This is a genomic window from Bradyrhizobium sp., from assembly GCF_030697065.1.
Lineage (GTDB): Bacteria > Pseudomonadota > Alphaproteobacteria > Rhizobiales > Xanthobacteraceae > Bradyrhizobium.
In genome coordinates this window covers 1-14,820 of sequence record NZ_JAUYQU010000215.1, presented here as the reverse complement: position 1 = coordinate 14,820, position 14,820 = coordinate 1, and the positions used below count along the sequence as shown (strand labels likewise).

The 14,820-nt window shown below is 64.5% G+C and carries 14 protein-coding genes; 8 read left to right on the top strand and 6 right to left on the bottom strand.

Features of this window, described 5'->3' with window-relative positions:
• Window positions 1–43: 43 nt before the first annotated feature.
• On the bottom strand, window positions 44–1,216 hold the full coding sequence (locus Q8R73_RS17155) for an MFS transporter (protein ID WP_305720742.1): 1,173 nt from the start codon (window positions 1,214–1,216) through the stop codon (window positions 44–46).
• A gap of 71 nt (window positions 1,217–1,287) precedes the next feature.
• Window positions 1,288–3,036: a caspase family protein gene (locus Q8R73_RS17150; RefSeq protein ID WP_305720743.1), complete on the bottom strand. Its 1,749-nt coding sequence runs from the start codon at window positions 3,034–3,036 to the stop codon at window positions 1,288–1,290.
• 272 nt (window positions 3,037–3,308) lie between these two features.
• On the opposite strand from Q8R73_RS17150, the gene thrS reads away from it, so the two are divergent.
• Together thrS and Q8R73_RS17140 are read left to right on the top strand one after the other, a co-directional pair.
• Complete coding sequence (gene thrS, locus Q8R73_RS17145; protein WP_305720741.1) at window positions 3,309–5,357, top strand: threonine--tRNA ligase; 2,049 nt, start codon at window positions 3,309–3,311, stop codon at window positions 5,355–5,357.
• Window positions 5,357–5,578, top strand: a complete 222-nt coding sequence (locus Q8R73_RS17140; protein WP_305720740.1) for a hypothetical protein — start codon at window positions 5,357–5,359, stop codon at window positions 5,576–5,578. Before thrS ends, Q8R73_RS17140 begins: the two co-directional genes overlap by 1 nt.
• Before the next feature lie 38 nt (window positions 5,579–5,616).
• Here the strand turns inward: Q8R73_RS17140 and Q8R73_RS17135 are convergent, their stop codons facing one another.
• Window positions 5,617–5,991 (bottom strand): hypothetical protein, encoded by a 375-nt coding sequence (locus Q8R73_RS17135; protein WP_305720739.1) that lies wholly within the window; start codon window positions 5,989–5,991, stop codon window positions 5,617–5,619.
• Window positions 5,992–6,196: 205 nt separating this feature from the next.
• Between Q8R73_RS17135 and Q8R73_RS17130 the strand changes: the two genes are divergently transcribed.
• Complete coding sequence (locus Q8R73_RS17130; protein WP_305720738.1) at window positions 6,197–6,760, top strand: nitroreductase; 564 nt, start codon at window positions 6,197–6,199, stop codon at window positions 6,758–6,760.
• Window positions 6,761–6,923: 163 nt separating this feature from the next.
• Here Q8R73_RS17130 and Q8R73_RS17125 read toward each other — a convergent pair whose 3' ends face one another.
• Window positions 6,924–7,985, bottom strand: a complete 1,062-nt coding sequence (locus Q8R73_RS17125) for a hypothetical protein (RefSeq protein ID WP_305720737.1) — start codon at window positions 7,983–7,985, stop codon at window positions 6,924–6,926.
• Between the two features lie 216 nt (window positions 7,986–8,201).
• Between Q8R73_RS17125 and Q8R73_RS17120 the strand changes: the two genes are divergently transcribed.
• The gene (locus Q8R73_RS17120; protein ID WP_305720736.1) at window positions 8,202–9,221 is read left to right on the top strand and encodes a patatin-like phospholipase family protein; all 1,020 of its coding nucleotides are present in this window, start codon (window positions 8,202–8,204) and stop codon (window positions 9,219–9,221) included.
• A 15-nt stretch (window positions 9,222–9,236) separates the two neighbouring features.
• On the opposite strand, the gene Q8R73_RS17115 is transcribed toward Q8R73_RS17120, so the two are convergent.
• Window positions 9,237–9,665 (bottom strand): CBS domain-containing protein, encoded by a 429-nt coding sequence (locus Q8R73_RS17115; RefSeq protein WP_305720735.1) that lies wholly within the window; start codon window positions 9,663–9,665, stop codon window positions 9,237–9,239.
• Between the two features lie 193 nt (window positions 9,666–9,858).
• A complete protein-coding gene (locus tag Q8R73_RS17110; protein ID WP_305720734.1) occupies window positions 9,859–10,644 on the bottom strand; it encodes a rhomboid family intramembrane serine protease in 786 nt (261 codons plus the stop codon).
• A 543-nt stretch (window positions 10,645–11,187) separates the two neighbouring features.
• Between Q8R73_RS17110 and Q8R73_RS17105 the strand changes: the two genes are divergently transcribed.
• The 4 genes from Q8R73_RS17105 to Q8R73_RS17090 form a co-directional block, all read left to right on the top strand.
• Window positions 11,188–11,745 carry a PAS domain-containing protein gene (locus Q8R73_RS17105; protein ID WP_305720733.1) on the top strand — a complete coding sequence of 186 codons (558 nt, stop codon included), beginning with the start codon at window positions 11,188–11,190 and terminating at the stop codon, window positions 11,743–11,745.
• A gap of 344 nt (window positions 11,746–12,089) precedes the next feature.
• Complete coding sequence (locus Q8R73_RS17100) at window positions 12,090–13,028, top strand: ABC transporter permease (protein ID WP_305720732.1); 939 nt, start codon at window positions 12,090–12,092, stop codon at window positions 13,026–13,028.
• On the top strand, window positions 13,025–13,912 hold the full coding sequence (locus tag Q8R73_RS17095) for an ABC transporter permease (RefSeq protein WP_305720731.1): 888 nt from the start codon (window positions 13,025–13,027) through the stop codon (window positions 13,910–13,912). The genes Q8R73_RS17100 and Q8R73_RS17095 overlap by 4 nt, the downstream gene beginning before the upstream one ends.
• Before the next feature lie 83 nt (window positions 13,913–13,995).
• On the top strand, window positions 13,996–14,820 hold an 825-nt coding region (locus tag Q8R73_RS17090; protein ID WP_305720730.1), incomplete at its 3' end, for an ABC transporter substrate-binding protein.

Below are 14,820 nucleotides of genomic sequence, written 5' to 3'. Positions count from 1 at the left end.
GACCTTGTCACGGTGGCGGCTCGTGGAACCGCACTTTACCTGTTCAGCGCGTAGCCGGCCTGGTCAGCATCAGCGTCACCAGTGCCAGCGCGACAAAGCCCGCCGCCACATAGCCGGAAGCGTGCAGCCAGCCTCCCGCATAGAGCAATCCGCCGATCGCCGAACCGACGGCCTGGCCGATATAGAGCACCGAGGTATTGAGCGATACCGACGCCGAAGCCAGCGCCGGCGCGGCGCTGACCAGCCGTACCTGCTGCATCGAGTTGGTCGAGGCGAAGCCCAATCCCCAGATTGCAACCGAGCAGGCCATCAGCGGGTAGATGCCGGCGCTGAGCGCCCATCCGGTTATCCCCGTCAGTATGAGGGTGGTCGACAGCATCGAAGACCTGTAGGCCCCCCAGGAATCGACGATGCGGGTGGCGAGCGCGATTCCGATGAAGCCAAACGCGCCGTAGATCAGGAATACCAGTCCGATCTCGTGCGCATCGGCCTGCGCCAGTCCTCTCAGCAGCGGGCCCATGAAGGTGAACACCACGAACTGGCCGGACATCTGCAGCATCGTGATCAGGAGCAACAACAAGATCAGCCGGTTGCGACCGACATCGGCCCAAGTCTTCAGATTGACAGGCGTGCCCGTCAGTCCGCGCGGCAGTCGCCACGCCAGCAGCAGGAAACCGATACAGCCGATCGCGCCGATGCCGCCATACGCCGTGCGCCAGCCGTAACGGCTGGCAATCAGGGCGATCAGCGGCAGGCCGACCGCCGCCGCCAGCGACCATCCGAGAAAGATGTAGGCGATGGTGCTGCCGCGCTTTTCCGCCGGCACGATGAGGGCGGCGGTGCCGGCGGCCTGCGGCGTGTAGAGCGCGCCGACCGCCAGCATGACGAGGCGGATGGCGAGAAGGCTCGCATAGTCCGGCGCGAACGCCGAGGCGAGGTTGCCGAGCGCCAGGACCGCCAGCGTCGCGGCCAGCAGGGTGCGGCGTTCGATCCGGCTGGTCAGCGACGCCGTGATCGGCGAACCGACGCACAGCATGATCGCGCCGAAGGTCACCAGGAGACCCGCGTCGCGGATCGAGACGCCGAGCCCCGACGACAATTCGCTCAACATGCCCGCCGGAGCCAGTACAGCGCACCCGGTGACGATATTGCCGAGCATCAGGGCGGTTGGTGCGAAGCGGCGGGGGACGTGGCCGTCGGCGGGCGGATTTTTCATGCAAATGCATGTAGAGCACGGGGCCACGGAATGAAAGGACAGTCACGGCGCCTCGCCGGATGCGGCGCCTTTTATTTTGCCGCGACGAAGAAGAAGTCCTCTTTTCCCGGCAAGGATCCATAGGTGTAGGGCTCCTGCCGCCCGGCCGTCGCTTCCATGACATCATCGCGCACAAGGCGGAATATCTTGTTGAGCTCGACGCCCGGGGTGGCGATGCGCTGGACCATCGCGACCGCGAACGGCGAGTTGGCACCCTCACCGTCCAGCGCGGTCTGGCCGTGCTTGGCGGCGAATACCACCAGCGAAGCGCCATGGACTCTCACTTCGCCGAGACCGCGGCCGATCGAGCGGGTGCCGACGGCACCGCCGGCGGTCGAGGCGGCGGCCACCGCGTCGGGGGCAGTCGTCTTCCGCATCTGCGGCGCGAATGGATTGTCGCGGCAGGCATCGAGCAGCACCAGCTTCAGCTTCTTCGCGCCCTCCAGCGCCGCCAGCACCTGTTCGAGCGGAACCGCCTCGAACTGCACGTCGCGGTCGGCGGCGAGCCTGGCATCGACGGGGATGAGGAAATTCTGGCCGTTCACTTCGATGCCGTGGCCTGCATAGTAGACCATCGCCCAATCCGCCTTCTCGGCTTCGTTGGCGAAGCTGCGCAACGCATCGATCAGCTTTTCACGCGTCGCGTCGGAAGCGAGCGTCACCGCGTCGAATCCGAGGTTCCGCAGGGCGGCCGCGATGACCCCGGCATCCTTCTGCGGATTGGCCAAGGCAGGCACTTTTTGGTAGCCCGAATTGCCGATCACCAGCGCGACACGGCGTCCCTGGCGGACGGCGGCGGGCGTGCCGAGCGGCCGGTTGAGAATCGGCGCGGCAATGGCCGGCGTCGGGATCGATCCTGTATTGCCCACCCTCAGCTGAGGGGCCGCGATGACAGGAGAAATTCCACCCGATTGCAGCGCCGCGAGACGTGCCTGCGCTGTTTCGAACGCTTCCTTCGAGACGTCCGTAAACCTGCTTGGATTGGCGGACGCCGCAGCCTGTTCGAAATGGCGTCGGGCTTCGGCGAGATCTCCCAACTTCTCGTAGGTCAGTCCCAGCCCGGTCAATGCCGGCAGATATTCCGGGATGTTCTGCAACGACTTCTTGTAGTCCGCAATCGCACGGGAGAATTCGCCCATGTAGCGAAGGGTATCCGCCCTCGCAATGTAGATGAAGGATCCCCGCCCCTGTATGTCGAGGTCGACCGCCTTGTTCTGGTCTTCGAGCGCACGGGTCAAATCACCCTTCAGGCGCCATGCCTTCCCCCTGTTGGAGAAGGCGTTCTGATACTTCGGATTGATACGAAGCGAATCGGTGAAATCCGATATGGCCCTGTCGAAATCCCCCTTTTGTATCCAGGTATTGCCGCGGTTGTTGTAGGCGATGGCGGTTTTCTTGACCGCGATGCTTCGGCCGTATTCGGCAATCGAGCGATCGAACTGGCCCCGTTCGTAGAAAATGATAGCGCGGTTGGTGTAACCGGAAGGATCATTTGGACTGAGTCGGATCGTCTCCTCATAGGCTTCCAGAGCGCGATCGAGTTCGCCGGCCTTCTTCCAGACCGTTCCTCGCGCCTCGACGATCCTCGCCTTGTCGTCGGCGACGCTCGGGCCAAGTCGAAACGCTTCATCGAGATCGGCGATGGCCCGGTCGAAACTGCGGGCCGCGCTCAGGGTCACGCCCCGCAGATAATGCGCGACGATGCGATCCTGCTTGGAGGATTTTCCCTTCAGGAACCTGGTGCAGTCGTCGATAATTCTTCCCGTCTCCGCGAGGGCCACTCCCAATCCGCCCTTCCTGCACTCCGGGGAAACCAGCGCGGATGCGGGCGGAGCGGAATTTCCCCAAAGCACAACAGAAAGGATTGCGGCAAACCACCTGCCCATGATCGAAATTCCCCAACAGCCGGTTTCCAGAGTTACCCCATGCGCAGCAAGCGATCAATTTGGCTGAAGGCGTCTCGCTGGGGGGATTGAGTCCGGCGAATCCCCTGCTATACCGCTGCTTCCGCTTACCTGCGCTCGTTCGCAGGAGTGAGCCACAGGAGACACATATGCCCGACGACAAGAGCAAACCCGCGTCCGGATTCCAGTTCGGTCTGACCAATCTGAAACCGGTGGAACCCGAGCAGAAGGTAGCCGTCACCTTCCCCGACGGCGCCCGGCGCGAATTCCCCAAAAGCATCACCGGCCTCGACATCGCCAAGGGCATCTCGCCGTCGCTGGCCAAGCGCACCGTGGCGATGGCGCTGGACGGCGTGGTCACCGACCTCGGCGACCCGATCGACCGCGATGCGAAGATCGAATTCATCGCCCGCGACGATGCCCGTGCGCTGGAACTGATCCGGCATGACGCGGCGCATGTGCTGGCCGAAGCGGTGCAGACGCTGTGGCCGGGCACCCAGGTCACGATCGGCCCGGTGATCGAGAACGGCTTTTACTACGACTTCTTCCGCAACGAGCCGTTCACGCCGGAAGACTTCGCCGCGATCGAGAAGAAGATGCGCGAGATCATCGCGCGCGACAAGCCCTTCACCAAGGATGTGTGGGACCGCGAAAAGACAAAGCAGGTGTTCCGCGACAAGGGCGAGGCCTTCAAGGTCGAACTGGTCGACACCATTCCCGGCAATGAGCCGATCAAGATCTACTACCAGGGCGACTGGTTCGACCTGTGCCGCGGTCCGCACATGACCTCGACCGGCAAGATCGGCAACGCCTTCAAGCTGATGAAGGTGGCGGGCGCCTACTGGCGCGGCGACAGCAACAATCCGATGCTGACGCGGATCTACGGCACGGCGTTCGCGCGGCAGGAAGATCTCGACGCCTATCTGAAGCAGATCGAGGAAGCCGAGAAGCGCGACCACCGCAAGCTCGGTCGCGAGCTCGATCTGTTTCACTTCCAGGAAGAAGGCCCCGGCGTGGTGTTCTGGCACGCCAAGGGCTGGACCATTTTCCAGGCGCTGATCGCCTATATGCGCCGGCGGCTGACCGGCGATTACAGCGAGGTCAACGCGCCGCAGATTCTCGACAAGTCGCTGTGGGAAACCTCGGGTCACTGGGACTGGTACCGCGAGAACATGTTCGCCGCGCAATCCGCCGGCGACGAGGCCGAGGACAAGCGCTGGTTCGCGCTGAAGCCGATGAACTGTCCGGGCCATGTGCAGATCTTCAAGCACGGCCTGAAGAGCTATCGCGACCTGCCGCTGCGGCTCGCCGAATTCGGCGTGGTGCATCGCTACGAGCCGTCGGGCGCGATGCATGGCCTGATGCGGGTGCGCGGGTTCACGCAGGACGACGCCCATGTGTTCTGCACCGAACAGCAGCTCGCCGAGGAGTGCCTGAAGATCAACGACCTGATCCTGTCGACCTATGCGGATTTCGGCTTCGAGGGCGAGCTCACGGTCAAGCTTTCCACCCGGCCGGAGAAGCGCGTCGGTACCGACGAGATGTGGGATCACGCCGAGCGCGTGATGGCCACCGTGCTCTCGGAGATCCAGGCGCAGGGCCACAACCGCATCAAGACCGAGATCAATCCCGGCGAAGGCGCGTTCTACGGCCCGAAATTCGAGTATGTGCTGCGCGACGCCATCGGCCGCGACTGGCAGTGCGGCACCACGCAGGTCGACTTCAACCTGCCGGAGCGCTTCGGCGCGTTCTACATCGACGCCGACGGCTCCAAGAAGGCGCCGGTCATGGTGCACCGCGCGATCTGCGGTTCGATGGAGCGCTTCATCGGCATCCTGATCGAGCACTATGCCGGCAACTTCCCGCTGTGGCTGGCGCCGGTCCAGGCCGTCGTCACCACCATCACCTCGGAAGGCGACGAATACGCCAAGGTGGTGGCGGCCGCGGCGCGGCGGGCCGGCCTGCGCGTCGAAATCGACCTGCGCAACGAGAAGATCAACTACAAGGTCCGCGAGCATTCGCTGGCGAAGATTCCGGCGCTGCTGGTGGTCGGCAAGAAGGAAGCCGAGAGCCATTCGGTCTCGATCCGCCGTCTCGGCAGCGAAGGACAGACCGTCATGTCGACCGCCGAGGCGCTGGCCGCACTGCTCGAGGAAGCCACCCCGCCCGACGTCAAGCGGGCGAGGCTGGAGGCCTGATGACGCGCGCACCGATCACCGAAGAACAGGAACTGCCGGCCTATCCGATCCGGGCTTACCAGCTTATCCCGGATCCCAACCAGCCTGACGTGGTGGCGCTGGCGATCGAGACCGACCAGGGCCACAGCCTGTTTCTGGCGACCCGGCAGATCCTGGAAGATCTCGGCAAGGATCTGCTGGAGCGGGCGGCGAAAATGCCGGCCAAACGGGATCGGACGTAAATCCGCCTGACCGGTTCGGCCCGGGCAGGCCCGCTACTTCATGACCTTCGTTTCGGCAGATCAATCCGCAGATCGACGAATTCAGGCGGGCCTTCCGTAAGCCGGTGAATGCGGCGTTCGCGCTCTTCCTGTGGCGTGTCCGGATCGATGAATTGATCGAGTTGGCTTGCGACCTGCTCTTCGACCGCGATCGCATTGAGGCGCGGGACCGGTTTGACGCCGGCCGTGGCCTCCGACGTCAGGCCCAACTCGATCAACTGCCTGATCGCCTCGGAGCGATTGACGGCATGGGCCCTGGCCCACGCATCGATACTGGCGGTGAGAGCCGTCGGAAGCTTGACCGCGCTGACCGGATTACGCTCGGTCGGATGGCCTTCCGTCGGGTTCTGATCGATTTTATGCGATTCCGACATCGGCTGGGGGTCCAAAGGCGACTTAACGTACGATACGGGCATTTCTTCCAGGCTCTTTGACCGGGATCAATGATCCGGCTTCATCGCCTCGATCTCGGGATGTCCGACCGGAATGCCAGACTGGAGGTCCGCTAAACAGCGGCGGCTTGCTATCGCATCGCAGAAGCAGATATCTGCTTCACACCCTTGAAGCACTGGAACCTCGATGCCCGACGCCCTTGAACTCCTGAAAATTCGCCGATCGGTAAAGCCGCGCGAGATGAGCGGTCCCGGCCCCTCTGCTGCCGAGCTCGAGACCATTCTGACCATCGGCGCGCGGGTGCCCGATCACGGCAAGCTGACGCCGTGGCGCTTCATCGTGTTCGAAGGCGACGCCCGCGCCCGCGCCGGCGAGGTGATTTCCAATGTCTTCGCACGAAAGAACCCGCAGGCGCCGGCCGCCGAGATCGAGATCGAGAAGCGCCGGCTGATGGATGCCCCGCTGGTGATTGCGGTGGTCAGCTTCACCAAACCGCATCCCAAGGTGCCGGCGTGGGAGCAGGAATTATCCGCGGGCGCCAGCGCCATGAACATCGTCACAGCTGCGACCGCGCTCGGCTACGGCGCGAACTGGCTGACCGGCTGGTTCGCCTTCGATCGCGACGTGCTGCACGGGTTCGGAATAACGCCCGGCGAAAAGCTCGCCGGCTTCATTCATATCGGCACGCCGTCGAAGCCGAGCGAAGACCGCCCGCGCCCGGCACTCGCCGATATCGTCACGCGGTTCTGACCGACCGGTTCACGCCGCCTTCGATGCGCGCCCGCCGAGCGCCTCGACGGCCTTCGGCCTTAGTGATGACGTTCAGACTGCGGCCGAGGCCGGAGATCGCCCGACGAGCGCGACGCAGTCGGCGCGCTGCGCAGGATCCTTGATGACAGCGGAAGCCGTGCGCCTAGCGCGCAACGACTTCGATCTCGCCGTCGACGCCGTTGACGACATTGAAGGGACGCTCGAACACCTTGCCCTCGTTCTTGGCGATGGCGCGATATTCGCCTTCGGACAGCACGACGCGCGGGAATGCGCCGATCGATTCCTTGATGACGTCGCCGCCCGGCGTGATCACCGACCAGGCGGTGTTGGCCAGCGCCTCGCCGCCCTTGTCACTCACCAGTTTCAGGGTGATCACCGCGGCGCGATGGGTGATGACCACGTCGGTCAGCTTGCCGGCCTGCACGCGGATATCCGAGCGCACCACGGAATTGGCGTCGCCGTAATTCGAGATGATGTAATAGGTGCCCTCGGTCAGCAGCGCGACATCGCCGGCTGCGACGTTCGGCACCAGCGAGGCGCGTTGGTCGCCGTCAAACTGGCTGCCCTTGTAGAGCGCGAAGGAAATCTGGTTCGGCGGAATCCGGCTGGTGCCGACACGGCCCTCGATGCGCAGACCGCCCGCCGGAAGCACGAAGGATTCGCGGTCGGTCTCGGACTTCAGCGTCACCGGCCGCACCGCGCTGACCAGACCCATCGTGACATGGACGACATAGCCGCCCGGCGGCAGCACGATGTTTGGCGTGGCGCCGCGATCCTCGCGGATCAGTTTGAAAACGCCGGTTTCATCGGGTTTGTCGGCGAACACCCGCCACACCAGCCCGTTGTTGATGACCGGCAGGTCCTTGCCGTAGCGCGCCGTCAGCGACAGCACCGCCTGGCCGGCGGTCGATGCGCCCGTGCCCGGCGGCGGAACCACCGGGGGCACCGCGGCCACCGATGGCTGCGTCAGCGGCGCGGGCAAAGTCGGAATAGACGCCGGACCGGACGGCGGAGCCAGATTCATCGCCGGTCCGGAAGGCGCTTCCGGGACCGACGCCGGCGGCACCGGCGGCGGCCGGTCGCTGAACATCTGAGCCGAGACAGGGGTTGCCGGCGCGGCCGCCAGAATTGCGGCGAACGCAAGTGCGGGGAACAGGCGTCCGCCCCACCCGGATCCAGCAGTCCCTTTATCCCCTGATGCCATTAAGATGCTTTTCACTGAAAACGCGGCAAATTCAAGCCTGTGACGAAACGTTCGCAGGATGTTCCGGCGATGGAACCAAAAAAAATGTCGGGGAGTTGGTAGGGTTCCCCTGCGTCGCGATCCCGTCACAGTCGGGTCCGCGGCACGGACTATGCTTATGGACGGGCTGACCGGGCTGAATCCTAGCGAAGAGCCTTGCCCGGCAAGGAGTGTCAGGTGCTGAAGAGTTTGATCGGACGCGGCGCCGAGGACCAGGACAAGGTCGGGCTCGGCAGTATCAGGCGGCCGGTGATCGGATTGGCGCTTGGTGGCGGCGCCGCCCGCGGCTTCGCCCACATCGGAATTCTCAGGACATTGCTGGCGCACGGCATCATTCCCAATGTCGTGGTCGGCACCTCGATCGGCGCCGTGGTCGGCGGCGCCTATGCCGCCGGGCAGCTCGATACGCTGGAGCAATGGGCGCGCGACCTGCAGCCGCGCAATGTACTCGGCTATCTCGACATCCGCCTCAACGGCTCCGGACTGATCGGCGGCGACCGTCTGGCGTCGCAGCTCGAAGCCGCGATCGGCCCGACCCTGATTGAGGACTTGCCGTTGAAATTCGCGACCGTGGCGACCGAAGTCCGCACCGGGCACGAGATCTGGCTGACCCGCGGCCGCATGGTCGATGCCATGCGCGCCTCCTACGCGTTGCCCGGGATTTTCTCACCCGTCCTGGTCGGCGATCGCTGGCTGGTCGACGGTGCGCTGGTCAATCCGGTGCCGGTGTCGGCCGCGCGCGCGCTGGGGGCGGAGATCGTCATCGCCGCCAATCTCTGCAGCGACATCTTCTCCACCACGATCTATGCCCACGGGCCGGCCCCCGCAGCGCCGGAGACCGCGGCCGAGCCGGCTCCGCCGAAACGCGGCTTCGGCCGGTTGTTTTCCGCCGAGCGTACCATGAAGCGCGAGTTCTTCGGCAGCGGCCAACGGCCGGGCATTTCCTCGGTCATGGTGGATGCGTTCAATATCATGCAGGACCGCATCACCCGCGCCCGCCTCGCCGGCGATCCGCCGGATCTGTTGATCACGCCCCGCGTCGGCCAAATCGGCTGGTTCGATTTCCACCGCGCCGGAGATCTGATTGCCCATGGCGCCCGCGCCGCCGAGCGCGCCATCGACTCGATCCAGGAAGCCATCCACATGCTGGCGCCGGTGCCCGGCGAGCCGGGCGCTGTCGTCGACAAGGCGCCGTGATAGCGGCGCCGTCGATCAGGCGGTCTTGATATAGTTCTGCAGCGCTTCCTGCTCTGTCTCGAATTCCCTGACCCGCCATTTGACGATGTCGCCGATCGAGATCAGGCCGACCACCGCGCCTTCCTCGACCACCGGCAGATGCCTGAATTTTCCCGATGTCATCATTTCCATGATGGCGGCGACCGTATCGGACTCCTTGCAACTGATGACCTTGCGGGTCATCACGGCGCTGACCGGTTCCTCCAGCACGCCGGCGCCGCGTTCACCGAGCACGCGCACGATGTCGCGTTCCGACAGGATTCCCTCGATACGGCCCTTGCTCATGACCAATACGGCGCCGATCTTCCGATCCGCCAGAATCCTGATTGCAGCGGAGAGCCTGGCGTCCGGCTCGACGCTCTGGATCTGATGGCCTTTGGTATCGAGAATTGCACGTACCGTCATTGTCGTCTCCCTGAGGCCGATCGCGCCGTGAAGCGCGCGCGACCTTATTCCCTAGAGTCTTCAATCAACAGACTGGCGCCGGTTTCGTTGCAGGCGCGTTCGGCGAGCACGGCCATAAGCACGTTTACGGGCTTAAGCCCCGCTGCACAGATCGGCGATGATGAATGAAATCGCGTTGCACCGCAAGCGATGTTCAACCGCGATCCGGGAGATCGGGGAAGGTCGCATCCGCGGCATCGGCAGGCTCGCGCGGGACCGGATCAAACAGCGAAAACAGCAACAGGCCTGCGAAGAATCCGCCGATATGCGCCTGCCAGGCGACGCTGCCGCCGTCAGCTCCGATCGAGATCGATCCCATCCCGAAGATGATGTTGACACCGAACCAGACCGCGAGAAAGCCGAGCACGCGCGGGTCGCGGAAGGCACGCATCAACGAAAGCGCAGGCACGCGCGCCGCCGCATCGGCGTCACCGCGACGGAACGACAGGAAGCTTCCCTGCACAAAGGCAAAGCGGATCGCGGCCGCCATCGCGCCGGACACCGACGCCGAAGCGCCGATCATCGGCGCGATCGCATGCTGATGGGTGACCAGATGCGCCAGCGCCCCGGCCACCGCGGTCACCGCCATGAAGGCGAAAAACCTGAATGCGCCGAAGCGGCGCGCCAGTGCGCTGCCGAACGGCAGCAGCCACAGCACGTTGAAACCGAGATGGCTGAGATTGGCGTGCAGCAGCGAGTAGGTGACGAAGGTCCAGATCTTGGCGCCGGTTCCGCCCGGAAAGGCGAACTCCAGCAGCGTGGAATCGTAACGTTTCGGAATGAAGCCGAACACCTCGATGGTCCAGTATTCCAGATCCGGCGGCAGCAGCACGCGCAGGTGAATGACCGCGAGCAGCAGCACATAGGCGGTCAGCGCGCCCGGCAGCGTCAGGATCGGTTCGCGCGGGCTGTCCTGCGGCAATTCTGGCGGGGATTCCAAGGGCTCAAACCTGAAGCAGGCGGCTAACGGGAGCGATTGCGCCCCAATAGGCGGCTTGGCCGGGCAGCGCAAGGGCCTGCTCCTGTCCCGGACGCGGTGCAGCGCCTCTACGCGCCATGCTGCGTCCGCGACACGAGACATGACCGGGTTCTGGTCGCTTTTCCGAACACTCAAGGAAAAAGGGAGGGTGCTGAGACACCCTCCCTCATCCGTGCTGATCTTTTCCGTGCAAGGCCCCGGGTGACATCCCCACCCCTCCCCGCATGATGACCAAACTGTTTGACGCCACCTCTGCAAAAACTCGCCGGCCCCTGGAGAAAACCGGCGAACGAGAGCGAGCGGACCCTAGCCAGCTCTGCGCCGTTCCCCAAGCTCATAGTTAATTTAACGTTAACGGCGCAAAGACGCCGCCCGCGCGGCGAAAACACGCCAACGGCATGGACGCTGCAAAGCCAGTCTTGCAAGACAAATCGGGGAATGCGCGTGGGCGAAAGCGGGACAGATCTGTCCCGGCAGGCCGGGCGCCAGGGTCAAGGCCGAAGAATGAAACATCCGTCAAGCCGAGAGTTCTTCGCCTATTGGGACCAGAAGCGCGGCGACGCGCGCGCCCCCGATCGCAGCGAGATCGAACCCGGCGCGGTGCGCGAATTGCTCGGCGACATCTTCGTGCTGTCTTACGACGCCGCGGCCGGCTACCCGTTTCGCGTCGCGGGAACGCGGGTTTGCGCCCTGCTCGGCTGCGATCTGAAGGATCGCAGTTTCTCCGCGCTGTTTTCAGCCGACGGCCGCCGCGAGATCGAGGACATCATCGCCGTGGTTTGCGAGGAAATGATGGCGGTGGTCGCCGGCATAACCGCCGTGTCGGAGGACGGCAGGCCGGCGCATCTGGAGTTGCTGCTGCTGCCGTTCAACACCCGCGCGCATTCGCCGCTCAGCCTGACCGGATTGCTGGCGCCGTTCGAAAGCGATCGCCGCCAGCTCGGTGATTTCAAGCTGACGTCGTGGCGTTACATCGGCCATCAACCGCAACGATTCGTTCCCCGCGCGTTGCGCAAGCTCGCGGTCGCACGCGGCTTCATGGTGTATGAAGGGCTGCGCTGAAGCGCATTCTCCCCAATCAACCTCCGGTTTTCTCTTCGCGATTTATCGCGTGACGGAATTAGACCGGGCTTCCGCTGTCTCCGAAGAGTGTCAGCCCCGCTTGCCTTGATCATGCGCGGGTTCCCGCGCCGCAACGCAATCGCCATGGGCGCACGCGACACGGGCGCGCAGTTGTAAACGTTTTACGGATTTGGACGTGACGCCGCGTCCAGTGCATGCCAGTATCCCGAAATAAACAAAGCTCGCGCACGTCGGACGAAGCGCGGCTGCCAGGGAGGGGACTGCACAACGTTCGCGCAAGCGGCGGCGCATCCCATTGGCCGAACGGGTCCGGTTGGCGTCGCATGGGGCAACAGATTGTCCATCGTCTGCTGATTTCCATCCCCGCCCTGCTCGGGGTTCTCTTCCTCTGTTTTTGCCTGTTGCAGGTGGTGCCCGCCGATCCCGCGATGATCATCGCCGGGCCCGATGCCAGCGCCGAGACCATCGCCGCCATCCGTCTGGAGCTCGGGCTCGACCGCTCCATTCCCGTGCAGTTCTTCGAATACATCATGCGGGTCCTGCGCGGCGATCTCGGCCGCTCGATCATTTCCAACAGGATGGTGAGCGAAGAACTGGCGATGACGATCGGTCCGACCGTCGAACTGATGCTGGGAGCGATGCTGATCGCAGTGCCCAGCGGCCTCGCTCTGGGAACACTGGCGGCGGTGAACCGCGGCCGACTCGCCGATCGCGTCATCATGGCATGCTCGGTGGCGGGCGTGTCGATGCCGGTGTTCTTCATCGGCCTGATCCTGATCCAGTATGTCGGCTACAAATGGGCGCTGCTGCCGTTCACCGGCCGCACCGGGCCGATCTGGGACGGCGGATTGCCGAGCCTGATCCTGCCCGCGACGACGCTCGGCCTCGTGCTGATCGGACCGATCGCGCGGCTGACGCGCACCGCCGTGCTCGAAGTGCTGGGCGCCGATTTCGTGCGCACGGCGCGCGCCAAGGGACTGCGCGAGACCGTGGTGATCATCCATCACGCGCTGCGCAATGCCATGATTCCGGTCGTCACCCTGATCGGACTGCAGGCGGCCTTCCTGCTCGGCGGCGCCGTGGTCACGGAAACCATGTTCTCCTGGCCCGGCGTCGGACGGCTCGCGGTCGGCGCCATCGTCTCGAGCGATTTCCCGACGGCGCAAGGCGCGATCATGATCCTCGCGATCGCCTTCCTGTCGATCAATCTCCTGGTCGACGTGCTCTACGTCTATCTCGATCCCAGGGTGCAGCGCAGATGAGCGTCGAGGCTCTCGAAACCCCCTTTGCCGCGGACCCGGAAGCAACGGTGTTCGCCCGCGCCGGCATCATGCGCCGGCTGGCGCGCGACCGGGTGGCGGCCGCCGCCGCGCTGCTGCTGACGGCAATCGTGCTGGCAGCGCTGTTCGCGCCGTGGATTTCGCCTTACGATCCCTACTTCACCGACCTCACCAAGGTGATGCAGCCGCCCAGCGCCGAGCACTGGTTCGGCACCGACAACACCGGCCGCGATATTCTCAGCCGCACCATCTTCGGCACCCGCAGCACGCTGATGCTCGGGCTGGTCGGCGTGATCGTCGGCGGCCTGCTCGGCGGCGTGCTGGGCATCCTCGCCGCCTATTACCGGCGGCTGGACGGCTGGATCATGCGGCTGGTGGACGTCATGCTGGCCTTCCCCGCAATCCTGATCGGGCTCGCGGTGGCCGCGATCTTCGGCGCGGGCCTCACCGCCGTGGTCATCGCGCTGGTCGTTGCCACCGTGCCCGACGTCGCGCGGGTGGCGCGGGGTGCCGCTGTCGGCGTCATGGGCCAGGAATTCATGGAAGCCGGCCGCGCGGTGGGCGTATCGGACGGCGCGCTGATCTGGCGCTACCTGACGCTCAACTGCATTTCCACGATCTTCGTGTTCCTGACCCTGCGCTTCGGCCAGATCATCCTGATCGGCTCGGCGCTCGGCTTCCTCGGCATGGGCGCGCAGCCGCCGACCGCCGAACTCGGGATGATGGCGGCCCAGGGCCGCGACTTCCTGTTCATGGCGCCGCACATCGCGACGATCCCGAGCTGCGCGATCTTCGTGATCGTGCTGGCCGCCAACCTTCTCGGCGACGCCTTCCGCGACGTCCTCGATCCGAGGCTGCAGACATGATCAGGACCGATCCGTGGATGGCATGCACATTCTGCAGGGACTGGACGCTTCACTTTGGAAACTCGAACAAGGGAGCAAGGACGATGCGAGGCATTTTAACCGCCGCTGTGGCGCTTCTTGGGATCGCCGGATTTTCTTCAGCGACCGGGGCGCAGACCTTGAAGGTCATGAAGTCGCTGGACGCGCCGCATTACGACGGCCAGCGCACGACCTGGTCGCCGACCTCCGATATCGTCAACATGTTCCAGGACACGCTGCTGGCGCTCGACTGGGACGGCAAGACCGCGATCCCCTATCTCGCGAAGTCGTGGACCGTCTCGCCGGACGGCAAGACCTACACGTTCAAGCTGCGCGACGACGTGCAGTTCTGCAGCGGCAAGAAATTCACCGCCGCCGACGTGATCTACAGCTTCAAGCGCCTGAAGGATCCCGAGACCAAGGCGCCCTACGCCTGGCGCGCCGGCGACATCAAGGAACTCCGCGCGCCCGATCCCTATACGGTCGAGTACGAACTCAAGGAGCCTTACTCCGAACTGCTGCTGCAGCTCACGATGTACACCAACGCGATCCACAACAAGGACAGCGTCGAATCGCTGGGCAAGGATTACGGCATCAAGGCGATCGACGGCACCGGACCGTGGTGCTTCGAGAGCTGGCAGCCGCGCACCGAGATCGTGCTGAAGCGCCACGACGCCTACAAATGGGGGCCGTCGATGTACCAGAACAAGGGTCCGGTGAAGTTCGAGAAGCTCAGCATCAAGATCGTACCGGAGGACGCGAGCCGTGTCGCCGCCATGCTGGGCGGACAGTTCGACGTCAGCCACCAGATTCCGCTGCAGTTCATCCAGCAGGTCAAGGCCGCGCCCAACCTCACCGTCCAGGAGGCCAAGCCGAATTTCCAGCTGATG

What these genes read in the sequence shown, in the direction of transcription:
- Q8R73_RS17135 (WP_305720739.1), bottom strand. Translation starts at nt 5,991, where the DNA reads ATGTCGGAATCGCATAAAATCGATCAGAACCCGACGGAAGGCCATCCG.
- Q8R73_RS17105 (WP_305720733.1), top strand. Translation starts at nt 11,188, where the DNA reads ATGAAACATCCGTCAAGCCGAGAGTTCTTCGCCTATTGGGACCAGAAG.
- Q8R73_RS17130 (WP_305720738.1), top strand. Translation starts at nt 6,197, where the DNA reads ATGCCCGACGCCCTTGAACTCCTGAAAATTCGCCGATCGGTAAAGCCG.
- Q8R73_RS17140 (WP_305720740.1), top strand. Translation starts at nt 5,357, where the DNA reads ATGACGCGCGCACCGATCACCGAAGAACAGGAACTGCCGGCCTATCCG.
- Q8R73_RS17155 (WP_305720742.1), bottom strand. Translation starts at nt 1,216, where the DNA reads ATGAAAAATCCGCCCGCCGACGGCCACGTCCCCCGCCGCTTCGCACCA.
- thrS (WP_305720741.1), top strand. Translation starts at nt 3,309, where the DNA reads ATGCCCGACGACAAGAGCAAACCCGCGTCCGGATTCCAGTTCGGTCTG.
- Q8R73_RS17095 (WP_305720731.1), top strand. Translation starts at nt 13,025, where the DNA reads ATGAGCGTCGAGGCTCTCGAAACCCCCTTTGCCGCGGACCCGGAAGCA.
- Q8R73_RS17100 (WP_305720732.1), top strand. Translation starts at nt 12,090, where the DNA reads ATGGGGCAACAGATTGTCCATCGTCTGCTGATTTCCATCCCCGCCCTG.
- Q8R73_RS17125 (WP_305720737.1), bottom strand. Translation starts at nt 7,985, where the DNA reads ATGGCATCAGGGGATAAAGGGACTGCTGGATCCGGGTGGGGCGGACGC.
- Q8R73_RS17115 (WP_305720735.1), bottom strand. Translation starts at nt 9,665, where the DNA reads ATGACGGTACGTGCAATTCTCGATACCAAAGGCCATCAGATCCAGAGC.